Annotated in this window: 24 protein-coding genes and 1 pseudogene; 9 read left to right on the top strand and 16 right to left on the bottom strand. The window is 48.1% G+C overall.

Annotated features, from left to right (window positions below):
• Positions 1-18: 18 nt before the first annotated feature.
• The 5 genes from ACXAD6_RS15160 to ACXAD6_RS15180 form a co-directional block, all read right to left on the bottom strand.
• Entirely contained in the window at positions 19-558 is a 540-nt protein-coding gene (locus ACXAD6_RS15160) for a hypothetical protein (RefSeq protein ID WP_474969591.1), read from the bottom strand.
• Between the two features lie 12 nt (positions 559-570).
• Positions 571-2,196 carry a sodium:solute symporter family protein gene (locus ACXAD6_RS15165; protein WP_474969592.1) on the bottom strand — a complete coding sequence of 542 codons (1,626 nt, stop codon included), beginning with the start codon at positions 2,194-2,196 and terminating at the stop codon, positions 571-573.
• Positions 2,193-3,350: a glycerate kinase gene (locus ACXAD6_RS15170; RefSeq protein WP_474969593.1), complete on the bottom strand. Its 1,158-nt coding sequence runs from the start codon at positions 3,348-3,350 to the stop codon at positions 2,193-2,195. Before ACXAD6_RS15170 ends, ACXAD6_RS15165 begins: the two co-directional genes overlap by 4 nt.
• Positions 3,347-5,053, bottom strand: a complete 1,707-nt coding sequence (locus tag ACXAD6_RS15175; protein WP_474969594.1) for a sugar phosphorylase — start codon at positions 5,051-5,053, stop codon at positions 3,347-3,349. Before ACXAD6_RS15175 ends, ACXAD6_RS15170 begins: the two co-directional genes overlap by 4 nt.
• A gap of 142 nt (positions 5,054-5,195) precedes the next feature.
• The gene (locus ACXAD6_RS15180) at positions 5,196-6,386 is read right to left on the bottom strand and encodes a CdaR family transcriptional regulator (protein ID WP_474969595.1); all 1,191 of its coding nucleotides are present in this window, start codon (positions 6,384-6,386) and stop codon (positions 5,196-5,198) included.
• Positions 6,387-6,511: 125 nt separating this feature from the next.
• On the opposite strand from ACXAD6_RS15180, the gene ACXAD6_RS15185 reads away from it, so the two are divergent.
• From ACXAD6_RS15185 to ACXAD6_RS15195, 3 genes are all read left to right on the top strand, one after another.
• Positions 6,512-7,201, top strand: a complete 690-nt coding sequence (locus ACXAD6_RS15185) for a hypothetical protein (protein ID WP_160837903.1) — start codon at positions 6,512-6,514, stop codon at positions 7,199-7,201.
• 236 nt (positions 7,202-7,437) lie between these two features.
• Entirely contained in the window at positions 7,438-8,403 is a 966-nt protein-coding gene (locus ACXAD6_RS15190; protein WP_474969596.1) for an L-lactate dehydrogenase, read from the top strand.
• 27 nt (positions 8,404-8,430) lie between these two features.
• Positions 8,431-10,056 carry an L-lactate permease gene (locus ACXAD6_RS15195; RefSeq protein ID WP_474969597.1) on the top strand — a complete coding sequence of 542 codons (1,626 nt, stop codon included), beginning with the start codon at positions 8,431-8,433 and terminating at the stop codon, positions 10,054-10,056.
• A gap of 40 nt (positions 10,057-10,096) precedes the next feature.
• On the opposite strand, the gene ACXAD6_RS15200 is transcribed toward ACXAD6_RS15195, so the two are convergent.
• Positions 10,097-10,543, bottom strand: coding sequence for a MarR family winged helix-turn-helix transcriptional regulator (locus ACXAD6_RS15200; RefSeq protein ID WP_474969598.1), 447 nt, complete (start codon positions 10,541-10,543; stop codon positions 10,097-10,099).
• A gap of 157 nt (positions 10,544-10,700) precedes the next feature.
• Here ACXAD6_RS15200 and ACXAD6_RS15205 point away from each other — a divergent pair, with 157 nt between their 5' ends.
• Positions 10,701-11,123 (top strand): organic hydroperoxide resistance protein, encoded by a 423-nt coding sequence (locus tag ACXAD6_RS15205; protein WP_027954908.1) that lies wholly within the window; start codon positions 10,701-10,703, stop codon positions 11,121-11,123.
• Positions 11,124-11,179: 56 nt separating this feature from the next.
• Here ACXAD6_RS15205 and ACXAD6_RS15210 read toward each other — a convergent pair.
• The 7 genes and pseudogenes from ACXAD6_RS15210 to ACXAD6_RS15240 form a co-directional block, all read right to left on the bottom strand.
• Positions 11,180-11,458: pseudogene (locus ACXAD6_RS15210) on the bottom strand (transposase); the annotation flags it as partial.
• A 277-nt stretch (positions 11,459-11,735) separates the two neighbouring features.
• Positions 11,736-12,263, bottom strand: a complete 528-nt coding sequence (locus ACXAD6_RS15215; RefSeq protein ID WP_160838616.1) for a chromate transporter — start codon at positions 12,261-12,263, stop codon at positions 11,736-11,738.
• Entirely contained in the window at positions 12,263-12,826 is a 564-nt protein-coding gene (locus ACXAD6_RS15220; RefSeq protein ID WP_474969599.1) for a chromate transporter, read from the bottom strand. Before ACXAD6_RS15220 ends, ACXAD6_RS15215 begins: the two co-directional genes overlap by 1 nt.
• Before the next feature lie 23 nt (positions 12,827-12,849).
• Positions 12,850-14,463: a gamma-glutamyltransferase gene (gene ggt, locus ACXAD6_RS15225; protein ID WP_474969600.1), complete on the bottom strand. Its 1,614-nt coding sequence runs from the start codon at positions 14,461-14,463 to the stop codon at positions 12,850-12,852.
• A gap of 2 nt (positions 14,464-14,465) precedes the next feature.
• Positions 14,466-15,980, bottom strand: coding sequence for a tripartite tricarboxylate transporter permease (locus tag ACXAD6_RS15230; RefSeq protein ID WP_474969601.1), 1,515 nt, complete (start codon positions 15,978-15,980; stop codon positions 14,466-14,468).
• Between the two features lie 15 nt (positions 15,981-15,995).
• Positions 15,996-16,484 (bottom strand): tripartite tricarboxylate transporter TctB family protein, encoded by a 489-nt coding sequence (locus ACXAD6_RS15235; RefSeq protein ID WP_474969602.1) that lies wholly within the window; start codon positions 16,482-16,484, stop codon positions 15,996-15,998.
• A gap of 15 nt (positions 16,485-16,499) precedes the next feature.
• Positions 16,500-17,474, bottom strand: a complete 975-nt coding sequence (locus ACXAD6_RS15240) for a tripartite tricarboxylate transporter substrate binding protein (RefSeq protein ID WP_027954903.1) — start codon at positions 17,472-17,474, stop codon at positions 16,500-16,502.
• A 226-nt stretch (positions 17,475-17,700) separates the two neighbouring features.
• Between ACXAD6_RS15240 and ACXAD6_RS15245 the strand changes: the two genes are divergently transcribed.
• From ACXAD6_RS15245 to ACXAD6_RS15260, 4 genes are all read left to right on the top strand, one after another.
• Positions 17,701-18,159 (top strand): Lrp/AsnC family transcriptional regulator, encoded by a 459-nt coding sequence (locus ACXAD6_RS15245; protein WP_474969603.1) that lies wholly within the window; start codon positions 17,701-17,703, stop codon positions 18,157-18,159.
• A gap of 285 nt (positions 18,160-18,444) precedes the next feature.
• The gene (locus ACXAD6_RS15250; RefSeq protein WP_474969604.1) at positions 18,445-19,440 is read left to right on the top strand and encodes a LytTR family transcriptional regulator DNA-binding domain-containing protein; all 996 of its coding nucleotides are present in this window, start codon (positions 18,445-18,447) and stop codon (positions 19,438-19,440) included.
• Positions 19,441-19,542: 102 nt separating this feature from the next.
• On the top strand, positions 19,543-20,391 hold the full coding sequence (locus ACXAD6_RS15255; protein WP_474969605.1) for an ABC transporter ATP-binding protein: 849 nt from the start codon (positions 19,543-19,545) through the stop codon (positions 20,389-20,391).
• Positions 20,388-21,083 (top strand): ABC transporter permease, encoded by a 696-nt coding sequence (locus ACXAD6_RS15260; RefSeq protein WP_474969606.1) that lies wholly within the window; start codon positions 20,388-20,390, stop codon positions 21,081-21,083. The genes ACXAD6_RS15255 and ACXAD6_RS15260 overlap by 4 nt, the downstream gene beginning before the upstream one ends.
• On the opposite strand, the gene ACXAD6_RS15265 is transcribed toward ACXAD6_RS15260, so the two are convergent.
• A complete protein-coding gene (locus tag ACXAD6_RS15265; RefSeq protein ID WP_474969607.1) occupies positions 20,964-21,311 on the bottom strand; it encodes an aldo/keto reductase in 348 nt (115 codons plus the stop codon). The genes ACXAD6_RS15260 and ACXAD6_RS15265 overlap by 120 nt on opposite strands.
• 338 nt (positions 21,312-21,649) lie before the next feature.
• Between ACXAD6_RS15265 and ACXAD6_RS15270 the strand changes: the two genes are divergently transcribed.
• On the top strand, positions 21,650-21,973 hold the full coding sequence (locus tag ACXAD6_RS15270; protein WP_281658644.1) for a DUF2628 domain-containing protein: 324 nt from the start codon (positions 21,650-21,652) through the stop codon (positions 21,971-21,973).
• Between the two features lie 81 nt (positions 21,974-22,054).
• On the opposite strand, the gene ACXAD6_RS15275 is transcribed toward ACXAD6_RS15270, so the two are convergent.
• Both ACXAD6_RS15275 and ACXAD6_RS15280 read right to left on the bottom strand, forming a co-directional pair.
• On the bottom strand, positions 22,055-22,792 hold the full coding sequence (locus tag ACXAD6_RS15275) for a hypothetical protein (RefSeq protein WP_474969608.1): 738 nt from the start codon (positions 22,790-22,792) through the stop codon (positions 22,055-22,057).
• 21 nt (positions 22,793-22,813) lie between these two features.
• On the bottom strand, positions 22,814-23,434 hold the full coding sequence (locus ACXAD6_RS15280; protein WP_474969609.1) for a class D sortase: 621 nt from the start codon (positions 23,432-23,434) through the stop codon (positions 22,814-22,816).
• Positions 23,435-23,448 lie beyond the last annotated feature (14 nt).

Genomic DNA, 23,448 nt, shown 5'->3' on the forward strand with positions numbered 1-23,448 from the left:
GCATGAGCTGCCTTTCCTTCACCCCAAATTCACTTCATCTTGTGCACACACATAGCTCAACACTGTATCTTTAATCGGAACATCCACTTTCCCGTTCAACCCATCCAGAGCCAGCACATCGTAGCCTTTTCCATCTTTGACATAACCGAGCCAGTACGGAACGTAGACGACAAAGCGGTTCACGATTTCCACATGAATTTTCTCACGGCGCTTTTCTTTCGAGAACATTTCCCAGTACAGCACTTCACGTGCTTCCTGCTTCGACACATCCCCCTGCACTCGCCAGAAGCTTTGGCTGCTTTCTTCCACTGGAAGATCAACAGGCAGAATAGCACTCATGCGGCTTAACGGTTCGATTGCCATCCGTCCTTCCAGACCGTCTGGAAGCGAGTGAGTGACCGCCTTATAATCAAAGCAGTAAAAGGGGATGTATACCTGCTCCATGGATGTCAGCTGTTTCGTGTTTCTGAGTTTCTTCCATATGCCGGTGTGAAGCTGCCCGGCCATTTTTTTGACGGCTTCCTCTTTTTCAATGACAGGTTGAAGGTAGTGAGTCATGGATTGTCCTCCTTATAAATTCTGCAGATACATCAGGAAGGCAAAGACGACGAAGAAATATACCACAAGATAGATCGGCCATTTTTTCGTTTTCTTCTCTTCCTCGATTTCCTCGACGGCTGCGGCTGCTTCCGCCCGTCCCTGCAGGGTTTCCTGGACGTTTTTCTTTGTCCGATCGATCGTCAGTCCTTCCAGCTTTTCCTTTGGAGGCGCTTTCGATAACAGGCTGACGGCATACCCGGCCGCAACTGCGATTACCGCACCGACAAGGTTATTGTACAGCCAGGAAATGTCCGCAAAAGCGTTCACGGCCCAGACGGCAAGCATTCCGGCAATGACACCGGCAAAGGCGCCTGTTCCATTGACACGCTTCGTAAAGATCGCAAGGATGAACACACCGAGCAGGGCTCCGTAGAAGTAGGAACCAATCTGGTTGACCGCTTCAATTACCGGTCCGAGGTTGCCGGCAAAGAAGGCGAAGATCGTTGCATAAATGCCCCAGAATACCGTTGCATAACGGGACGCTTTCAAGTAATGTTCTTCGGACTGGTTTTTCTTCATGAATTTGCTGTAAAAGTCACGCACAGATACAGCAGACAAGGAGTTCAGCGCAGAGTCCAGGCTGGACATCGCTGCAGCGAATACTCCGGCAATGATCAATCCGGAAATACCGACCGGAAGCTCATTCACAACAAAACGCGGGAACAATTCGTTCAGGTTATTGATGTTCGGATCTCCAGCATATTGATAGAAAATGTACAACAGTACACCAATGAGCAGGAACAACAGCATCTGTGGAATCAACAGGACACCACTAAGTACAAGAGACAGCTTACTTTCACGAATCGATTTACTCGTCAGCACACGCTGGATCTGACTTTGATCGGTACCAAAATAGGCCGCATGCAGGAAGAAACCACCGATCACTCCGGCCCATATGCTGTATTCCACACTCAAATCTGTAGAGAAATCGATCGACTCAAGCATGCCCGTCTGGGACGCTGTCGACATGACTTCTCCCCATCCGCCGGGAACATCCTGGAAGATGATGAAGACACTCAGCCCCGCACCGATCCAGAGAACGACCATCTGAATGACGTCCGTCCAGATGACGGCGCTGATACCGCCAAGGACGGTATAGGAAACAGCGATTACGGCCATGAGGATGATCATGATGTTGACGTCAACACCAGTAATGACCGACAACACAAGCGCCGGCGCATACAGGACGACCCCTGTAGCAAGACCACGGGCAATCAGGAACAATCCAGCTGTTAATGTACGCGTTTTCACATCAAACCGGCGTTCCAGATATTCATAGGCCGTATAGACTTCCGTTTTATAGAAGAACGGAACGATCGTCGCAATGAGGAAGGCCATGGCAAGCGGCACGTTGATGAACGTGATGATCCGCGTCAGCCCTCCGTCATAGCCCCATCCCGGGGCCCCGATAAACGTGATGGCACTGGCCTGAGTCGCCATGACCGACAGACCGATCGCCCACCACGGGATGCTTCTCCCACCAAGAAAATAATCTTTTGTCGACTTCTGGTTTTTTCCGAAGGCCGCTCCGATAAAAGCGGTTCCAAGTACATATACGACAAAAATGATGTAATCAATGACTGTAAAACTGCTCATTTTGTCCTCTCCCCATTTCGTTGATCTAACGTATAGACATCCATAAACCGGCGGGCCGCCTGCTTCAACAGTTCAGGTCCCTGTCTGACAGCTTCCTTTAGTGTCATCGGTTTGTCGACGATCGGAAGCACGGCCAGAAGCCCTTCCTTCTCTGCTTCGGACAAGTCTCCTTCCATCATGCCGGCAAAAGCGACACACGGCACATGATGCTTTTTCGCCAGTCTCGAAAGACCGATCGGCCCTTTGCCGTACAGCGACTGGGCATCGACTTTCCCTTCTCCGGTGATCACAAGATCCGCTCCGGCAATCTGCTCTTCCAGCTTTCCGAGTTCAGCAATCATTTCAAAGCCGCTCTCCACATGGTAATCATCCAGCAAACTGAATAAAGAAAAACCGAAGCCTCCGGCCGCACCGCTCCCATCCTTTTCACGGACGATCCTTCCGGTGTGCTGTTCGATCACAGCTGCATACCTCGTCATGCCGTCCTCGAGTTCGGCCAGGCACGATTCGTCTGCACCTTTCTGCGGGCCGAAAATCATCACCGCTCCTTCTTTTCCAAGCAGCGGGTTGGAGACATCTGAGGCAATCCGCCATTCCACACCTTTCACCCTCTGCTTGAAGGCGTCTGTCTTGACGTCCGCTACTTTTCCAAGCTCCCTGCCATTCATGTCCAGCTCATTTCCGTCCTCATCGACATACTGAACGCCTAACGCCTGGAAAAATCCGCTTCCGGCATCAACGGTGGCACTGCCGCCAAGGCCGAGGATGATCGTTTCTGCTCCTTTTTCAATCGCCGCCTTCGCCAGTTCCCCGGTCCCGTAGGTGGACGCTTGAAGAGGGTTCTTTTCTTCGTCATTCAAAAGAGGAAGACCGGAAGCGGAAGCTGTTTCAATCACAGCCATCCGCTCCTCCGGAATCCATCCATAAGAGGCGGTTATTTTTCTTCCTAATGGATCATGAACCGTCTCTTCAATCAGTTCCCCGTCAAACATCTGCATCAAAGCTTCAACGGTCCCTTCACCACCGTCCGCCATCGGAATGGACTGAACATCAACCGTAGAGTCACTTGCTTTAAGTCCCTGCTTCACCGCTTCGCAGGCTTCTGCACTGCTCATCGATCCTTTAAAAGAATCCGGCGCTACAATGATTTTCATTGTTCTCCCGCCTTCAGCCACAGCGCTCCGTAAGGCTGGACCGTTATTTTTTCTTCCGTCGTGTAGGACACTCCGCTTAAAGCATCAACAAACGCTTCTGACTGCAATGGAGCCTGAAACTCTTCCGTATCCACTTCCACAGCTTCTTCAGAGACGTTAACAATCGAAACAAGTTCACCACCGCGGACGATTGTAAACAACCGGTCATCCAGGAACAGCACTTCCTGCTTGGCGTTCGGGTGGAAGGCTTTCTGCTGTTTGCGAAGTTCGATTCTGTCCATAAACGTCGTAAATACCCGGTTTCGCAAAGTTCCTTCCGTATCGAGGTCTTTCTTAAGCTTGTCTGCCTCCAGCTTCTCACGATTAATGGAACGGTTCCTTCCTGTCGCTTCGACTCCTGCCAAGTCATTCAGTGACCCGAGCAGACTGTGCACGTAAATGCCGGGAACACCTTTGACAGAAAGAAGGATCGTCTGCGCAGCAAGGAAACGGTCGACCGCATCGTGAGGCGTCTCTTCCGGCTTCGTCAATGCACTTAAATAGTTGATATTCAGTTCATATGGACTCTTTGTACCGTCTCCATTATCTTTGTAGGAAACGAATCCTCCCTGTTCCTTCGCACGATCAGCAAGACTCTGTACTTCCCCTTCATTTAAAATCCCTTCCACAGGACGGAGTCCGACGCCGTCGTGGGAAGCCAGGAAATTGAAGAATGACGTATGATCGCTCGTGTCTTCCAACGCATCAGCCCACTCGGAAAGATGGCGGGCATTTCCGGAAACAAACGAGTGCAGTGTCAATGGCGGCAGTGGGAATTGATAGACCATGTGCGCTTCATTGTGTCCGCTCCCGAAGTAGCTGATGTTATCTTTGTGCGGCACATTGGTTTCCGTAATCACGATTGTACCCGGGGAAATTTCCTCCAGGACGTGGCGCATCACTTGAACGATTTTGTGCGTTTCCTCAAGGTGGATGCTCGTTGTGCCAAGCTGCTTCCACAAAAAGCCGATCGCATCCAGACGCAGATAGCGCGCGCCATGCTGGACGTATGCGGCAAGAATTTGAAGCACTTCTGCGAATAACGCCTCACTCTCATAATTCAAATCGATCTGATCATCACTGAACGTGGTCCAGACATATTTTGCCCCTTCGGCGTGCTCCACTTTTGTTAAGAGTGGTAGAGCCCGCGGACGGACAACCGAACTATAATCAAGCGAAGGATCGGATTCCACAAAGTAATCCTGGTATTCCTCTTCCCCTTTTAGGTAATTTTGGAACCAATTACTTTTTCTTGAAATGTGGTTGATGACCGCATCAAACATCAAGTCGTAATCCTCGGACAATTCGTGCACATTATCCCAGTCACCAAGCTCCGGGTTGACCTCCAGATAATCCTGGACAGAAAAACCGTCATCCGATGTGAACGGGTAAAACGGGAGAATGTGTACGGAATTGATGGTCTGCCCGACATACTCCTGCAGAAACTGTTTCAGCGTTGTGAGCGGATTTTCCCCCTCCTGCTTGATGGAGTCTCCGTACGTAATCAGCATCACATCGCGTTCATCCACCCAGTCCTTCGCCTGGGGCTTCTGCTTATAATTATCTATAATATCAAGCGTTTTCCTGTAAAGACGCTCTCCTTTTCCCTTTCCATATACGTCATAAAGGTTCTGTTTAATTTGATCGACAGCCGTTTGAGTCATTTTGTCCCCTCCAAAAATGATGTTAACGCTATCATAAGGGAAATAAGGGATGCTTTCCATGTTACAAACACCAATAATACAAACGTTTTCACGGATTTGTTTTGGTATATAGAACAAAAGAGAAGCTCAATCCGCTTCTCTTTCAGGTGATTTTATGGAAGGCAAGCGCCATCTGCAGTAATGTCGAATCATTGATATCACGGGGATCGTAACCGGTCACATCCTTAATTTTCTTCAACCGGTACTGAAGCGTGTTTTTATGAATGTGAAGTACCTCTGAGGTCGCTTTAATCGAACCCTTTTGTTGATAAAATGTCTCCAGGGTATGCTGCCAGTCTGGAATGGACCCGAGGTCTTCGGGCTGGAGCTTTCTTATAATGAAATCACGACGTACGGATTCAGGCACATCATACATGAGTGACTCCACGCCTAAATCTTCATAGAAATAAAGCGGTTGATGGTGATCAGATGCATAGCGGAGCGCACGGTCGGCCTCTTCCACCGATTTCCACATCGCACCGGGGGTCCGGCACAGGCTGCCGACACCGCCAGAGCTCTCCTGTTCATACGTCTTCAGCAGCGCTTCCTGGATTTCCCGTACCCGTGCATTGACTCTTGCTTTTTGGTAGAGCGGATCTTTATGTTCGTTCACAGACAGCAGGATCATATAGCGGGAACTGCCATCCGGGATCAGTACATGTTCATTGTAGTCCGGAAAGTGGCGGTGGATCAGCTTTTCTACGTTTCTCCGGTACCGCTGCATCTGCACTTCATCATTGACATCTCCGAGAGGGGATCCCAATTTGTCATACCAGTAATCCTGAAAACCGCTGAGCTCCAGCAGCACAGCCACCCGGGGTTTATAAATGTTGATGCCGAACATCCATCCCCTTGTCGCAAACAGCTTTTCATCCTGATACTGATTGCGGATCCATTCGTTCACAAACGTTTCCCTTGCCTGCGTCTCCAGCTCCACCTGCTCATCAAGATACGCTTCCTTAATGAGGATTTCCGTCATTTTTTGAAGCAGCGCGCCCTGCTGGCTGAGCTCCTCCGGTTCACCGGTGATCCCGATCACCCCGACGATCTGTTTATGCAGACGGACAGGAAGATTGATCCCGGCTTTCGCTCCTTCATACGTTTCTTTCGACGATATGACTAACGTATGGCCGGTTTCCAGCACTTTGGCTGCCCCCTCGTGAAAATCACCGATCCGCTTTTTATCAAGACTGGCGATGATTTTCGCCTTTTCATCCATGAAGTTGATATTTTTGTTCATGATCGGTTCGGTTTCCTGAACAATCGATTGAGCTACCTCTCTTGGGATCAGCATTCCCATTCCCCTCTCCGTCGTTCTTCTTATTATTCATCCTAGCACAGATTCCAGGAAGGAGATGGTCATATTCCCCTCTTTCGGCCTATATAGTGGTCTTACGATACTCTGGGAGGAATGATGGAATGACAGAAGATCAAAAACCGGTATTTTTCAAGAGGAAAATGTTCTGGATCCATACGGCTGCTGCGTTGGTGATATTCTTTACTGCATTTTTCATCGGTTCCTACACCCGTACCATTTCTTTAAATGAAGAAAAGCTGAAGTACGAAGAAGTAACAATGGAAATAGAAAAAGTTGAAAAAAGGTTCATCCAAAAACAAGGCGACCAGAAGGATTTAGAGAAGGATGTTGAGCTCCTCGACGAGAAAAAAGAGGAAATAAATGAACAGGTCAAGGCATTGGAAAAGGATTTAAGTGAGGCTGAAGCTCTGGTGGCGGAAAAAGATACACTTCAGGCAGATCTCAAGAAGCTGGAAGAATCAAAGAAATCCAAGGACAGTGAATTGGATGCTGTTGAAGCGGAAATAGATACGAAGAAGGAAGAACTGGCCATCGTAACCGGAAAAATCATTGAATTAAAAGAAGAACCGAAAACGCTCTCCGCCGGATTCTTCACTGTAGGGAAAGACATTCCTGCCGCCCGCTACAAAGTAACCCCGAATGGGAACGGCAACTTCTTTGTGAATGAAGGAGCTAAAGTCAATATCATGATTGGAAGTGGAAGCTTCTATGAGAGCGAATATATCTTTGAGGCGTTGGAAGGCGACGAAATCGAACTGACCACATCTGCCCATTTTACACCCATTCAATAGTTTTCCACCCTGCTTCCATTTATAATAGGAAGCAGGGTGGAACATCTCTCCCTTTCCCTCCAAGACCTCACACAAATATGTCCAACTTTTGAACAGGAAAACGCTTTAATGAAAACAGGACAAGCCTATTGTGAATTATTTCACAAAACTCATTGATTTCATGTTGGAAATATTGCACAATATAAATGTGAAATGATTCACAATAACTTGTTCATTATCTTTAGGGAGGAATTCATATGCCAAAACAAAATGTAAACCGTGTCGCTTTAATTGGAGCAGGATCCGTCGGAAGCAGCTACGCTTTTGCGATGTTGAACCAGGCGGTAGCCGAGGAATTCGTGATCATTGACCTGAATGAAGACAAAGCGATGGGCGATGCGATGGATTTGAACCACGGAAAAGTATTTGCCCCGAATCCGACGAAAACATGGTATGGAACGTATGAAGACTGCCGTGATGCCGACATCGTCTGCATCTGTGCAGGCGCGAACCAAAAGCCTGGCGAAACACGTCTCGACCTCGTCAAAAAGAACCTGGTCATTTTCAAATCCATCGTAGATGACGTGATGGCCAACGGATTTGACGGCATTTTCCTTGTGGCCACCAATCCGGTGGATGTGCTCACCTATGCCACATGGAAATTCAGCGGCCTCCCTAAAGAACGAGTGATTGGAAGTGGGACGATCCTGGATTCCGGCCGGTTCCGTTACCTGCTTGGAGAGTACTTCGATGTTTCTCCATCCAGCGTGCACGCAAACATTATCGGCGAACACGGCGATACAGAACTTCCTGTATGGAGCCACGCGACCATCGGCGGTGTTCCAGTCCTTGAATTGATCGAACGTCACGAAAACTATACAAAAGAAGATCTCGACGAAATTTTCGTGAATGTCCGCGATGCCGCCTATCAGATCATTGAGAAAAAAGGAGCCACCTATTACGGCATAGCGATGGGTCTGACCCGCATTACGAAAGCGATCCTATACAACGAAAACAGCATCATGACCGTCAGTGCATACTTGAACGGGGAATACAATGTGGATGACGTGTATATCGGTGTTCCAGCTGTCCTCAACCGCACGGGGATCCGTAATGTGATGGAAATCAACCTGAATGAAGAAGAACAAGGGAAACTGAATCACAGTGCCACTGTTTTGAAAGATATTCTAAGCGAACAATTCGATGTGAAACAGACGAACTAAACTTCTTTTGAAAAGAGATGATCTGCCATGTGGTTCCAACAGTATGATCCTTTTGGTAATCTGGGCGTGAGCGCGCTTTTAGCCGCTCTCCCCATCTTTTTCTTCTTTTTGGCATTAACCCGACTCCGTATGAAAGGGATTCTTGCTGCCTTTCTCACGCTCATCATGAGTCTGGGTATCGCTGTGTTCTTGTTTGATATGCCATGGGGCAATGCGCTCGCCGCAGCCCTGCACGGCATAGCGAACGGTCTATGGCCGATCGGTTACATCGTCATTATGGCCGTCTGGTTATACAAAATTGCTGTACATACCGGGAAATTCACGGTCATCCGTTCCAGTATCGCGAACATCTCTCAGGATCAGCGGCTGCAGCTTCTGCTGATCGGCTTCAGCTTCAACGCTTTCCTTGAAGGGGCCGCAGGATTCGGTGTACCGATTGCCATCAGTGCCGCCCTGCTTGTGGAACTAGGCTTCCGCCCGTTGAAAGCCGCAGCGTTATGCTTGATCGCCAATGCTGCTTCCGGTGCCTTCGGAGCGATCGGCATTCCTGTCATCGTCGGTGCCCAGATGGGAAACCTGGAAACGATGGAGCTTTCCCGGACACTGGCTTACCTGCTTCCTGCCATCTCCTTTGCCATTCCGTTTGTGCTCGTCTTTTTGCTGAATGGATGGAAAGGTGTGAAAGAAACCCTGCCTGCCCTGCTCGTCGTCAGTGGCATTTACACAGGCACCCAGCTGTTTACGATTCTATTTCTCGGACCTGAACTTGCCAACATCCTTGCCGCCCTCTTAAGTATGGCTGGTCTTGCGCTGTTCTTAAGAAAATGGCAGCCGAAAACGATCCACAGAGAAGCGGATGCTCCCGCTGTTCAGACCGGCGAAACGTACAGCCTGAAGGAAATAGTTAAAGCCTGGTCTCCGTTCTACATCTTAACGGCCGTCATTACGATCTGGAGTCTTCCTGCTTTTAAAGCCCTGTTCAATGATGGAGGCCTGCTTGCTGGTACGACCCGGTTGGTATCGATTCCATACCTGCACCAGCAGATTCAGAAAGCCCCGCCGATTGCGCCGGAAACAACCGCGCTTGATGCCATTTTTAAACTTGATTTTATTTCTGCGACCGGCACAGCGATATTGGTGGCTGTTCTTCTGACTGGGTGGTTCAGCTCTGCGATCACCCTTCCGGAAGGGATGAAAAACTTGAAAGCGACGATACAGGAATTGTGGATCCCTATCCTGACCATCTGCTTCGTCATGGGCTTTGCCAACTTATCCAATTTTGCCGGGCTGAGCTCCACCATCGGACTCGCCTTATCCAAAACGGGAAGCCTGTTCCCACTCGTCAGTCCTGTGCTCGGCTGGATCGGCGTTTTCATTACGGGTTCTGTCGTCAGCAACAACGCCTTATTCGGTCACTTACAGGCAGTCACCGCTGACCAGATCACCGCGAATCCGGCACTGCTCCTGGCAGCGAATACGGCCGGCGGTGTGATGGCCAAGCTGATCTCTCCACAGTCCATTGCAATTGCGACAGCAGCGGTTAAGCAGACCGGCCAGGAGTCCACGTTATTCAAGATGACGCTGAAATACAGCTTCATCCTGCTGGTGGTTGTCTGTGTAACGACATACATTTTGTCCCTCATCGGTGTATAAAAAGAAATCCCCGCTCTTCTTTAAGAAAGCGGGGATTTTCTTATGACGTTTCATTTCTTTCATGCAGATGTTCAAGAGCCTTCACGAGCGAAGCTTTGAACTGCTTTAGCTCTTCTTCATCCATAGCGAGGTGGTCGACCACCTGAAATGGGATGTCACGGGCATCCTTTTCCGCGTTTCTTCCCTGCTCAGTCAACGTGACGATCACCCGTCGCTCATCCTCCGGCGACCGTTTCCGTTCAAGCAGACCTGATGTTTCCATCCGCTTCAGCATCGGTGTGAGCGTTCCGGAATCCAGATACAGACGTCTGCCAAGCTCATTCACCGTCATGCTGTCCTCTTCCCATAGTACAAGCAGCACCAAGTACTGCGGATAGGTGACATCCAACTTTTGAAGCAGGGGTTTATACATTTTCGTCATTTCACGCGCCGCTGCATAAATGGAAAAACAAATCTGGTTTTCCAATTTCAAATGCTCTTCAGCCATATCGATCTCTCCTTTATACCCTCAATGTAGCGAATCCATCCATTTGTCACAACAAAACCAGTTTTTGAGTTCCGCTGGTTGACAAACTGATCTCTTTGCTATAAATTAAATTGTGCACAACTTAATTATACACAATTTAAATGAGGAGTGAAGAAAAATGGAAAAAGCTTTATATACAGCAGCAGCAACAGCACAGGGAGGACGTCAAGGTACGGTCACGTCCAGTGATGGTACCTTGAACCTTGATCTATCCATGCCTAAAGAACTTGGCGGCTCAGGAAAAGAAGGAGCGACGAACCCCGAGCAGCTATTTGCAGCCGGTTACTCTGCATGCTTTGACAGCGCTCTTCAACTCGTTGCCTCTCAGGCGAAGAAAAAAATCACATCTGCGATTACAGCCAACGTAAGCATCGGGAAAGAAGGAGAAGGCTTCGGTCTTGCTGTTGAACTTGCAGTGGAAATCGAAGGCGTTTCCCAGGAAGAAGCGGAAGAGCTTGTTGAAAAAGCCCACCAGGTGTGCCCGTACTCCCGTGCGACTCGCAACAATATTGAAGTTAAACTGACAACAACTGCAAAATAAAAAAAGAGAGCTCCTTACTAAAGGACCTCTCAGCTTGTAGAGAAACCTCTGTTTCTTTACAAGCTTTTTTCTTTCTTACCGCCAGGAGCGAAATCCCATCCTTTCCGCGGACGAGCGCCCGAGCTTCCGCAGGAGTGGATGGGATAACGCTCCTTGGGGGGCTTTTTCATATTCCGGCAGGCAGCCGTCATCAGCGCCTGTTCCTTCACTTTTTCTTTTCCAAGCAAGCGGAAATAGCGCAGCCCATGCCTTTCTTTTGAATCTGCAAAGCTACGCTCGACTTTCTCAGGCTGTCGAGCTACGTTTCGGCAGCTTTTTTTGAATTTATGAATGCGGACCCGTCTGCTCGTTACCCAGTGTATCCTGCTTTTCTTTAAGGCTCGGAAACGCGGTTATGCAGAGTCACGAGGAGCGTTCGGTGGTGACGCCTGCGGGAACAGCACGACCCGAAGATCCACTTGGGCAGGTGATTTTTCCTGACCAAGTCAGCGGAGGCCGTGCCCGCGGCAAGCACCCACCGATAAGCGGAACGTGTCCCAAACCACACGGAATGACAAACCTTTTTTCTACAGACGAAAAGAAGCCCCTTAAAAGGGGCCTCTCTATTGCTATTCAAAGGAAAAATCCTCCATACGCTAAAGCTCCGGCGATCACGAAAGCGGGATGCACCTTTACCCGCTCCATCAGCACGTAGCCGGCCACAATCAGAATGACCGTCTGCAGCCAGCCGATGCCTTCAAACGACTCCTTGAAAAAGCTCCACGCCATAACGCCGAGCAGTACGGCAATCACGGGACGGACATACATCGTCATCCGCTTCACTTTTGGTGAATCCTTATACTTGAACAACAGGCCGAGCAGCATGATCATTAAAATCAAGGACGGGGCCACCGTAGCAAAGACCGCAACAAAGGCACCCGGCACACCGGCCACTTCATAGCCGATATAACCGGCCATTTTTGTCGCAATTGGACCGGGAAGTGAATTCCCGAGTGCAAGTACTTCACTGAACTCCTGCACATCCATCCACTCATAGTTCTGGACCACTTCATTCTCCACAAGCGGAATCGAAGCCGGACCCCCGCCGTAACCGAGAATGCCGGGAATGAAGAAGGCGAGAAAAAGCTGCCAGTAAATCATCATGAAGCTCCCGCCTCCTTCGCTTTCTGCTTATCTTTTTTCACAAGGGCAAATACTAACAGGGCTCCGATAATGATGCCCGGGTGGATGGAGAGCACTTCCATCAGGATGACAAGCACGACAGCAGCGATAACCGTTTTCCGCCACCCCAATCCTTTTCCTGCTTTCTCCAGGAACTGCCACGTCAATACCGCCAGCATTACGCCAACGACGGGAATGACGGCGGCTGTCATCCCCTGCACCCAGTCAAACTGCTTGATGGATGACAGGGAGGTCAAAAGAATGATGATCAGAAGGATGGTCGGAATAATCGTCGCCAGAACCCCGATCAGCATCCCTGTCATCCCCTTCACCTGATGGCCGATATAGCCGGCGAGCTTTGTTGCAATAGGGCCCGGGAGCGTATTGCCGAGCGCCAGGATGTCTCCGAACTCCTCTGCTGTTACCCATTTGTATTTGTCCACCACTTCTTTATGAATCAATGGAATCGACCCGGGGCCGCCGCCATAACCGAGCATACCGACTCGGAAAAAGGCGATAAAGATATCCCAATAGGTTCTCATGATTTAGAACTCCTTCTCCTCAATTACCACCCCGCGGTTATCCCATCGGTCCGGGATTCCGTGCCTCCGACGAGGACGCCGCTTTCCGGATCTCTCCAGATCATCTGCCCGCGGCCGAAGCTGTTCGGCTCGACCTGAACCGTAATGTCATGGCCTTTATCCACGAGCTGCTGGGCGATATGGGAGGGGAAGGTCTGTTCCACTTCCACCTGCTTATCCTTCAGCCACTGCCAGCGCGGCGCATCAAGGGCCGCCTGTGGATTCAATCCGAAATCGATGGTATTCATGACGACCTGCACATGTCCCTGCGGCTGCATGAAGCCACCCATCACACCGAATGGACCGAGGGGGTTGTTGTCTTTTGTTAAAAATCCTGGAATGATTGTATGATACGTCCTCTTTCCACCTTCTAGAGCATTCACATGGTCAGGATCCATGGAAAAATTATGCCCGCGGTTCTGCAGGGCAATGCCTGTGCCGGGGACAACCAAACCTGAACCGAAGCCCATATAGTTGCTTTGAATGAAGGAAACCATATTGCCATCCCCGTCTGCGGTCGCTAAATAAACCGTCCCGCTCAAAGATGGTTCACCCGCTTCCGGCTGTCGCGCTTCTTCTCCGATGAGCTGCCGGCGCTCCTCCCCGTAGGATTCATTCAGCAGATCTTCTGCCGTATGCCTCATATAGGAAGGTTCGGTAATATGTTTCTGCCCATCCGCAAAAGCAAGCTTCATCGCTTCCATCTGCTTATGATACGTATCCACCGAATCCTTGGCCGGAAACTCGAAGCCTTTCAAAATATTCAACGCCTGGAGCGCAATCAGCCCCTGACCGTTCGGTGGGATTTCCCACACATCATAGCCGCGGTAGTTCACACGGATCGGATCCACCCACTCACAGCGGTGCTGAGCTAAATCTTCCTTCGTTATGTATCCGCCGTGCTTCTCTGAAAAAGCAGCGATCTTCTCCGCCAGTTCTCCTTCATAAAAAGAGGCGGCCTTCGTTTTTCCTATCGAGCGCAGCGTTTCTGCATGATCGTGGGACGACCAGATCTCCCCCGCTTTTGGCGCCCGTCCTTTTGGTGTGAACGTATGGAACCATTCTGAAAATACGTCATCCTCCAGTTCCTTTTCAAACGTCTGGACAGCCTTGTTCCAATATTTCGCAAGGGTTGGTGAAACAGGGAAGCCTTCTTCCGCGTATTGTACAGCGGGTGCAAGCACCTCTTCTAATGGAAGCTTTCCGAACGTTTCACTGAGTTCAGCCCAGGCGCTCGGTGCTCCAGGTACAGTGACAGGCACCCAGCCGTATTTCGGAATCTCCTCATGACCATCCGCCTTCACCTGGTCAATGGAAATCGACTGCGGCGAGCGCCCGCTCGCATTCAGTCCGTGCAGCTTTCCTTTCGTCCAAACCAGCGCAAAGGCATCTCCGCCAATGCCGTTGGAGGTCGGTTCGACAACGGTAAGGCAGGCGGCCGTGGCAATCGCCGCATCAATGGCGTTGCCTCCTTTTTTCATAATGTCGAGGCCCGCCTGCGCCGCCAGCGGCTGGGAGGTCGAGACCATTCCATTTTTGGCGTAGACGGCCTTGCGTGAGACCGGGTAGGGCTGGGCATGGTGGTTCAATGATATCATAATCAAGCACTCTCCTTATTCTCTTGTTCATATTCATTCGGTTTGTTCTGCTTCATACTGCTGATGATCCCGTACGTTAAGGACGCGGCGGCCATCACCAGAAGCACAGCTGAAATCGGTCTGGTAAAGAAGGTTGTCAAATCGGGACTTACGGAAATCGCCTGACGCAGGTTTTCTTCAATCATCGGACCAAGGATGATGCCAAGAATGAATGGGGCCAGAGGAAATAGATTGGCTTTCATCCAATACCCGATCAAACCAAAGGCAAGCAGCACCCACACATCAAACATCCGGTTGTTCACAGCAAAGCTTCCGAGCACGCAAAGCAGTAGAATCACAGGGATCAACACATGCTGGGGAATGTTATTGATCTTCAAAAACACTTTAATCCCAAGGCTCTGAACAATCAGCATCAGGAACGCCGCCAGGAAGAAAGAAATAAAGATTCCATAGACAAGAACCGGCTGGTTTTCCATCAATAACGGTCCAGGCTGAATGCCGTGAATCAGCAGGGCTCCAAGCATCATCGCCGTCACCGCATCGCCGGGGATCCCAAAGGCGAGCATCGGGACGAAGGACCCTCCAATGGAAGAGTTATTCGCAGATTCTGCTGCAATAATCCCTTCCTTTGTCCCTTTTCCAAATTCGTGAGACTTCCTGGAAAACTTCTTCGCAATATCATAGCTTAAGATATTCGCAATACTCCCGCCGGCTGCCGGGAGAATACCGACAAGTGTCCCGATAAAGCTCGACCTTATCACATTCGTTCCGGACGACCACATATCCTTTAAAAGCTTCGGCAGTGGGTAGCTGACGTTGGACGCCTCACTGAACGGAACAGGAGCAGGGGGTCTTTTGATATCACTCATCAGCTGGGAAAAGGCAAACAATCCGATCAGCACCGGCAGGAAGTTGAAACCTGACATGAGCTCAGACATTCCGAATGTAAAACGTGGAATCGCGGTCAGCGGATCAGAGCCGACAAGGGCGAACAATATACCAAGCATTCCGGAAATCAATCCCTTAATTAAGGATCCATCACTCAAGCTGGCAATGGCACTGATGCCAAACAGCATCAAAGCGAACATTTCCCAAGGACCAAACTCCAGCGCCCATTCCGCAAGAATCGGAGCGGTGAAAATAAGTATGACACCGGAGATAATCGTACCGATAAACGATGACCACAACCCAATGGCCAGCGCTTTTCCAGCTTCTCCGTTTTTCACCATCGGATAGCCGTCGAACGTTGTTGCGACGGACGAAGGAGTCCCTGGAATCCCGAACAGGCAGGAGGTAATCAAACCTCCGGCGCTTCCCCCTACCTGTACGCCCATCATTAACGCAATTCCGTTGACCGGATCCATGCTGAAGCTGAATGGCAGCGTCAAGGCTACCCCCATTGTTATAGTAAAGCCCGGGATGCTTCCTACAATGATCCCGGCAACGACGCCCGCAAGCAGGATGAGGATCGTCTGTATATTCAATATGGATTCGAAACTTAATAAAATACTATCCATTATTCAAACCCCTTTTTAAAAAAGAACTCCTGATGGCAGAAAGACTAGCAGGAACTTTTGGAAGATAAAACTCAAGACATACGTCACAACGATAGAAATGATCAGCACAAGCCAGAGACGCTTTCTGTTGGATGATAGAAGCAGATAGAGCGTGAACAGAAAAGCAACTGAAGATAGAAAGTACCCGGCTGATGGCATGATAAAGATGTAGGCACCAAACAAAGCGAACGTGTACCACACTTTCTTCCCTTCCGCCCACCGCTCTTTCAAACTTGTCTTTGGTTCTGTGCGCTGCTGTTTTTCTGATGTTACATACGCATACACACTTTTCACGAGCAAAAGAAGGCTCAGGACGGCAAGGATACCAATGATTATATTTGGAAAGAAGTCTCCTTCGGTTTTGCCGAGGCTTCTTTCCGGGATTAATGTGGATCCGTAAAAAGCCAGTCCGCAAAAGGCTAAGAGGATTACAGCGTTCATGGCATCTCTTTTAACGGTCATCATGTCAGACGCCTCCTCTTATTCAAGCAGCCCGCTTGTTTCCAGGGACTCTTTCATTTCCACTTCATTTTCTTCCAGGAACTGAACGTATTCTTCTGTGTTTTTGTAGGAGACTTCACTTCCGAGCTCTTCCATTCTTTCCTGGAATGACTCACTTTCTGCTACGTTTTGAAGAGCATCACTCAACTTCTCTACAATAGCCTCCGGCGTATCTTTCGGTGCTGCAATCCCACGGCTTACTGCAGAGGTGACGTCAATGCCTTGTTCTTTCAATGTTGGTACATCCGGGAATTCAGCACTGCGCTCTTCACCTGTGTACCCAAGCAGCTTCATCCGGTCATCCGCCATATACTCCTTACCAGCAGCAATCGATACACTGCCTAAGTGCACATCATTAGCAACAATCGCTTTCATCCGTTTGGCTGTTCCTTCATACCCGACAATGTTGAATTGAATATCTGCAGCGGTTTGGATCAACGCCGGCTCAAGCTGGGAAGTAGAGCCGATGGAAGCAGCATATGTAATGCTTTCCGGATCTCCTTCTGCATCAGCTACGACGTCTTCCATATTGTCCCACGGGTTTTCCGGGTGCGTAGCGACAAGATCATAGGTCGATGTCATAAGCGATACAGGCTGGAAGTCAAAATAGCCGAAATCTGCCTGCCCCATCAATTCGGACATGGCCATGGAATCATGAATCGCAAGAAGCGTATAACCATCCGGCTTGGCATCAAGCGTCTGCTGAGCTCCAATGACACCACTCCCACCTGAGATGTTTTTAACAATGACATCCTGGTCCAGTTCCTTTTCCAGCTCCTCAGCGATGACACGGTTAATGGCATCGGTATCTCCCCCGGCATCCCACGGAACAACAATCTGAACCGGCTGTTCCGGATAGCTTTCTCCTTCTGCTTCCGTCGAACCCCCTGCTGAACTACATGCAGATAAAACTAAGCTGCCGCCAAGAATAAGTGCCCCCATCATTTTTTTCATTCCTCTTCCTCCTCTGATTTTTAATTTTTCAAATAATTTCGAATTAAATAATATACTAGATAAAGCATGTCCCTATGTCAATACAATTTCAAACAAAAATAAAGATAAATCCGTGTAATTGCTTACAAAAAGATTGAATTAGATTATATTCACTTACATAAAGTAAATGATTATCTGTTTGTTCCATCTTGGTGGTTTGCTATAATGAGTGTGGAAGGAGTTTGCTATGAAAAGTAACGAGTTTGATCAAACGGATCGTACCATTGTCGATGAACTAGTAAGGGACGGTCGAATTTCGTATGTGGAATTAGCTGAAAAAGTCGGCATTTCCCGAGTCGCCGTCAAAGATCGTATCAACAGCCTGATCAATAAAGGCGTCATTGAAAACTTTACAGCCGTCATTAATTCTGAGCGGTTCGGTCAAAACATTTCCGCCTTTTTCGAAGTCGATGTCGAGCCAATGAATCTACAGGCAGTGGCCCAGAATCTGGCAGACAATCCGAGTGTGGCAAGTATCTACCAAATGACCGGACCGAGCACCCTTCATATGCACGTGCTTGTGGAGGATTTCAAAATGCTGGAAGCCTTTATCAATGATGAGCTCTACTCCGTAGAAGGCATCACCCGAGTGGATAGTTCAATTATTCTGAAACGATTTAAAAGCAGGAAAGGATACAAGTTGTAAGCCCTCCTGTGGAATAGAAGCATATCCCTCAATCCCTATACCTGCAGATCAAACGGACCTCATACGAAACAGTGACATGGATATGTTTTCGTTCATTGAACTAATGATTTCATTCAACATGAAAAATCCAGTGACCCCTGTCACTGGATTTCCTCTTCTATATCTTCTTAGGACCAACACTATTTTGACAAGCTCCATCATTTCCCGGGAAATTTCCTACTTAAATTTTTCCATATGCTGTATCATGTCTAATAAAGGGCTTACATAGAAAGGAGAGCACTGATTATGGACGGTCTCACGATTACGCAGGCGGAAAAGAGCCGCGGCGGCACGACGATCTTTTCCCCATTTGATTTACGTATTGAACCAGGACAGGTCGTGTCTGTTTACGTTCATACAGATCTCCGACACTGGCTGATTGATATTCTTACTGGAGACGAGACGTTATCTGGAGGCTGTATTTCCTTCCATGGGCGCCCTTCTCCTATTCCTTTAGGACTGCTCAGCCTGGATGCCCCTCTTTATGAACGCTTGAAGGTGAAGGAGCTGTTCCGTTTTCACAGAGACCTTTACCAATCCAGCGTTTCCTTGGAATCAGTCATGGATTGGACGCACCTGACTGACCTTAAGCACCACCAGGTGAAAAAACTGACCTTCTCTGAGAAAAAACGGGTACAGCTGGGCTGTCTCATTTTACAGGACCCTCCATTCTTTCTCATGGAGGAACCCGATCAAAATGTAGACCTCGAAACGAAACAGATGTTGATGAAGATCTTACAACGACTGAAAGAAGAAGGTAAAACTGTGATGATCTTGACCAGTAACCTGGAGAGCGCCATTATGATGGGCGATCACACCCACCGTCTCCATCAGGACGGTATACATAAAGTGGAAAGAGAGCACGAAGAGTCCGCTGAGCCTGAAGCAGATGGTGCAACCGTCACCTTCCATAAAATCCCGACTAAAGTGCAGGAAAACATGATTTTATTTGACCCGCCTGAAGTCGATTACATTGAAAGCATTCAGGGGCAGTCATATGTCCATATCCGCGGGGAAGCCTTCCAGGGAATGTTCACGCTGAATGATCTGGAAGCCAGATTGAAGCTGTTCGGATTCTTCCGCTGCCACCGGTCTTATATCGTGAATCTTCAGAAGGTCCGAAAAGTCATCACGTGGACCAAAAACAGCTACAGCCTCCAGCTCGATAACGCAGAAAAGACTGAAGTCCCGCTTTCCAAAGGTAAAATGGCTGAACTAAAGGAACTGCTGGGCCTCAAATAGCTCCGTTCAGCCGGCAGGTGACTCCGTTTACGCAAAAACAGCTGTGCGCTTCGTTGATCTCCCGTAATCTGAAGGAGAACAAAGCGAAACGGGGGAATGAAAATGGATCACATTATTGAAGTCAATCATGTCCAAAAAACATTCGGAAAAGAACAGGCCTTGAGGGATTTAACCTTCGCAGTAAAAAAGGGAGACATTTTTGGGTTTCTCGGACCAAGCGGAGCTGGAAAAACGACAACCATTGAGATTCTGACCGGCCAGCAGGTCCCGACTTCCGGTGAAGCCCGTGTCTTTGGCGTGCCTTCCAAAGATATGCACCATCCCCATTATTTGAAGCGGATCGGTGTGATGTCGGATTCGAGCGGTTTATACGAGCGCTTATCGATTCGTGACAACCTCCTTCTTTTCTGTGAATTGTACGATCAGCCTTCTACACAAGTCGAAGAGGTCCTTGAAATCGTTCATCTGACAGCGGAAAAGAATAAGCGGGTATCGAAGCTTTCCAAAGGGATGAAGCAGCGCACGATGCTCGCCCGTGCTCTTCTGCATCAGCCCGATCTCCTTTTCCTCGATGAGCCGACAGGAGCTCTTGATCCGGCCAACGCTCAGCACATTCATCACGGTCTACGGACTTTAAATGAGCGGGGGACGACCATTTTCTTAACGACGCACGATATGAATGAAGCGGAAACGCTCTGCAGCACCGTCGCATTTCTGGATAAAGGAAGTATCCAACTGCTCGACTGCCCGAAAAAGCTTAGAAAGCAGTTCGGTGACGGACATCTGATGGTGGGACTGACAGACGGCCGGGAAATCATGCTTCCGAACGAACCCGCAAGTGCAGAGGAGATCTACGAATGGATGAAGAACAGCGAAGTGGAAACGATTGAGATGAATACACCAACCCTCGGCGATATTTTCGTAGAGGTCACAGGGAGGAATCTTGTATGACATTTTCAATGAAACGGATTTATGCGATTTTCCAAAAAGATTTGAAGGAATTATACCGGAACCTCTTTGTATCCTCCACAATCATTCTTCCGATTATGATGGCTTTCATGATGAGTCAGGCGGAAGGTGTCACAACAGCCAGCGTCACCTTAGTGATTACACTGAGCTTTGCGGCTGTCGGGACCTTTGTCCAGTCTGCGATGATTGCGGAAGAAAAAGAGAAGAATACACTAAGAAGTTTAATGATGTCGCCCGCTTCCACCTTGGATATTCTAGCCGGCAAAAGCCTCGTCACGTTTGTCATGACGCTTGCCACACTGATTGTCAGCTTGTTGATCGTCGGCTATTCCATTCAAGAACCTGTGTGGATGACCGGCATGCTTCTCCTGCTGCTTGTTTTCTACATTACCCTCGGAACACTGATCGGCCTGCTGACCCGTACGTTAATTGAAGCCTCTGTCGTTCTTATGCCGATTTTACTTTTGTTTGGGATGAACATTACTTTTGAATCGTTGATGGCGAGTTATGAATTCCTTTCGTTTCTTGAGTACCTGCCAAACTATCAAATCCAGCTATTTATTGAGGACCTCGGTCAGCGTATCTCTTGGGTACCGGCCGGCGTTATTGCGATTTGGACGGTGGTTACACTTATGGTAACGGTCGGTCTGTATAATAAGAAATTTAGACGTTGAATAAGAAAGAGGAGCGGTATGATTCCCGCTCCTCTTTCTTAATATACGACTCCGATATGATCGTGTACTACCTTCTGATATTCTTAACATGGACAGTTTTTCCTCGCTGTACGGCTTCCCATCCACTGCTGCGAGGTTGTCCTCGACCTGCTTTTGATATCGGAATCCAGGGATTACGCTTGTCACTTCATCCTGCTGCATAATCCACATCACAGCAGCCTCAGACATGTTTCTTTTTCCCTACCCGTTTTCCCTTGATAGCCCCTATTCCAATATCAGTTCCCAGATTTTCAATAGGGTATTTACCAATTGGTTATATTTCAAGTTTTCTCTCCCTGATTTTGTATGCGGGTAATGGTCTTTACCTGGTGAAAAGAAGAACTAAGATATTCCGTAAATGTTCTCCCTAATAGTCATATCCATGGTAATTTCCCACATGACTTCCATCTCTTTTTATAGTCAAAAAATAAATACACCCTTTCACATACATTTTTTCAATATAATGGGTCTTAAACAATGTTTTTTATAGTATAATAGTCACCTAATCGATTTTAGGGGGTTACATAATGGAAGTCAGCTTACAAAACAATGCGGGGGTTGTAAAAGAAGTCAAAGTAGGGTTCAGTTGGACGACATTCTTTTTCGGATTCATCCCTGCCTTGATCAGAGGAGACTTGAAATGGTCTGCAATCATGTTTATCACAGCCTTACTGGCAGGTATTTTCACACTTGGATTTGGAGCTTGGATACCAGGTATCATTTTTTCTTTCGTATATAATAAGATTTACATCAAGGGACTCCTTGAAAAAGGCTATCTACCAAAGAATCAGAGAGACCGTGAAATTCTTGAGCAGCAGGACATCATTGCCCCTTCTGTCCAACAAGCTTAATTTCTAAGAAAAAGGTCTGGGTGTATGCACCCAGACCTTTTTCCAACTAAGTTAAACCAATCTTACTTCAGCAGCCTCTGTTTATTTTTGAACATCGTTTCTATCATATGAACCTGCAGCCTTTACCTGAGGAAAAATACTTTCCTCAATTTGATTCACAGAACTAAGGGTATGAATAAACGTTCCATCGCTTGTTTCCACTTTGTATTCCTTTACTAAATAAGTATCCTTATCAATTACCATTTCCACAGGATATTCGCTTTTGAAGTCACTCGGATTTTCTTCCTTCTTCTTTCCATGAGTGGAGACATCTGTTTCCTTGGATAAAACATAATGATTTTTGTCCATATTCACAACAAAACTTTCCATATCAGTCCATCCATCAAATGGATCGGTTGTAAGGTTATTCAAAGAAAGAGTTTTATTACTAGTGGAAGGAAGCTGGATCCATTCGCTTCCCGCTTGAATATAATGGTGCTCCCCTTCCACATACATTTCAAGTGGCTCTTTTCCTTGCATGGATGTGGTTTTCGTGTAAATCTTCGGCGTATCACCCGCTAAGTAATACCCTTCCATCATGACTTCCACTTCTCCTGAATCTTTCAACTCTTCACTTAGAAAATGGAAGCTTTCTACGCTGCTCATGGCTCCCAAAGACTTGTCTATCAGCTGTTTACCAGAAGGCACCTCTTCGTTGACTTCTACTGCCGGCTCAGATCCACTACTCAGAATCTTCGCTCCAAAAGATGTCGTTTCATTAAGCAGAATGATCGCTGTTACTCCACTGACCAGGATCAGCCCTGTCTTCCACTTCTTCAATTTCAACCTCTCCTTCTCGTTTTATTTGACCCATTCACCTTGTACAATCAGTCTATGTGTAGGATCTGGAATGGGATCACACGTGATTAAGGTAATCCAACTTTCTCCTTCAATAGGTTCCAACACCTCTAAGTAATCAGGTTCCACTAGGAGAGTACGTTGTACTTCATAAATATAGTCCTTGTTCTCTGTTTTAACTTGGATATGATCACCTTTTTCCACTTCATCTAAGCGGTTGAATAATTTCCCGTGAGCATATCCGCGATGAGCAGCCAAAGCCGCATTACCATTATGGTCAAACTCTCTTTCCCCATTCATATAACCGACGCCGTAGTTTAAATTATATTCGCTGACACCCGTGAACACAGGCAGTTTCAAATCAATGGAAGGAATTTCAATAAGTGCAATAATGTCTCCATCCTCATCACCAGCGGGAATCCCCTCTTTCAAGCCAACCTCTAACATCTCACTTACATCCTCTAACTCATATTCCTGTTGAGCATGGACTTTCCGGGGCCATTCTCCATTTTCAAGCTGTTGTACATACCGGTCTGTCCTAACAATCGCTGCACGATCCTCCAACCACGGATAAACCATAATACTCAAACCTATTACGATAAGCACCACCGCACCACGTGCCACTTTAATCCCTCCTA

Source organism: Halobacillus sp. ABH2_015 (genome assembly GCF_056158945.1).

Coding starts and splice junctions, on each gene's coding strand:
- ACXAD6_RS15185 (WP_160837903.1), top strand. CDS start 6,512: ATGACAGAAGATCAAAAACCGGTATTTTTCAAGAGGAAAATGTTCTGG.
- ACXAD6_RS15240 (WP_027954903.1), bottom strand. CDS start 17,474: ATGAAAAAAATGATGGGGGCACTTATTCTTGGCGGCAGCTTAGTTTTA.
- ACXAD6_RS15175 (WP_474969594.1), bottom strand. CDS start 5,053: ATGACTCAAACGGCTGTCGATCAAATTAAACAGAACCTTTATGACGTA.
- ACXAD6_RS15160 (WP_474969591.1), bottom strand. CDS start 558: ATGACTCACTACCTTCAACCTGTCATTGAAAAAGAGGAAGCCGTCAAA.
- ACXAD6_RS15165 (WP_474969592.1), bottom strand. CDS start 2,196: ATGAGCAGTTTTACAGTCATTGATTACATCATTTTTGTCGTATATGTA.
- ACXAD6_RS15195 (WP_474969597.1), top strand. CDS start 8,431: ATGTGGTTCCAACAGTATGATCCTTTTGGTAATCTGGGCGTGAGCGCG.
- ACXAD6_RS15235 (WP_474969602.1), bottom strand. CDS start 16,484: ATGATGACCGTTAAAAGAGATGCCATGAACGCTGTAATCCTCTTAGCC.
- ACXAD6_RS15255 (WP_474969605.1), top strand. CDS start 19,543: ATGGATCACATTATTGAAGTCAATCATGTCCAAAAAACATTCGGAAAA.
- ACXAD6_RS15270 (WP_281658644.1), top strand. CDS start 21,650: ATGGAAGTCAGCTTACAAAACAATGCGGGGGTTGTAAAAGAAGTCAAA.
- ACXAD6_RS15230 (WP_474969601.1), bottom strand. CDS start 15,980: ATGGATAGTATTTTATTAAGTTTCGAATCCATATTGAATATACAGACG.
- ACXAD6_RS15200 (WP_474969598.1), bottom strand. CDS start 10,543: ATGGCTGAAGAGCATTTGAAATTGGAAAACCAGATTTGTTTTTCCATT.
- ggt (WP_474969600.1), bottom strand. CDS start 14,463: ATGATATCATTGAACCACCATGCCCAGCCCTACCCGGTCTCACGCAAG.
- ACXAD6_RS15180 (WP_474969595.1), bottom strand. CDS start 6,386: ATGCTGATCCCAAGAGAGGTAGCTCAATCGATTGTTCAGGAAACCGAA.
- ACXAD6_RS15260 (WP_474969606.1), top strand. CDS start 20,388: ATGACATTTTCAATGAAACGGATTTATGCGATTTTCCAAAAAGATTTG.
- ACXAD6_RS15245 (WP_474969603.1), top strand. CDS start 17,701: ATGAAAAGTAACGAGTTTGATCAAACGGATCGTACCATTGTCGATGAA.
- ACXAD6_RS15205 (WP_027954908.1), top strand. CDS start 10,701: ATGGAAAAAGCTTTATATACAGCAGCAGCAACAGCACAGGGAGGACGT.
- ACXAD6_RS15215 (WP_160838616.1), bottom strand. CDS start 12,263: ATGATTTACTGGCAGCTTTTTCTCGCCTTCTTCATTCCCGGCATTCTC.
- ACXAD6_RS15190 (WP_474969596.1), top strand. CDS start 7,438: ATGCCAAAACAAAATGTAAACCGTGTCGCTTTAATTGGAGCAGGATCC.
- ACXAD6_RS15265 (WP_474969607.1), bottom strand. CDS start 21,311: ATGTCTGAGGCTGCTGTGATGTGGATTATGCAGCAGGATGAAGTGACA.
- ACXAD6_RS15250 (WP_474969604.1), top strand. CDS start 18,445: ATGGACGGTCTCACGATTACGCAGGCGGAAAAGAGCCGCGGCGGCACG.
- ACXAD6_RS15220 (WP_474969599.1), bottom strand. CDS start 12,826: ATGAGAACCTATTGGGATATCTTTATCGCCTTTTTCCGAGTCGGTATG.
- ACXAD6_RS15170 (WP_474969593.1), bottom strand. CDS start 3,350: ATGAAAATCATTGTAGCGCCGGATTCTTTTAAAGGATCGATGAGCAGT.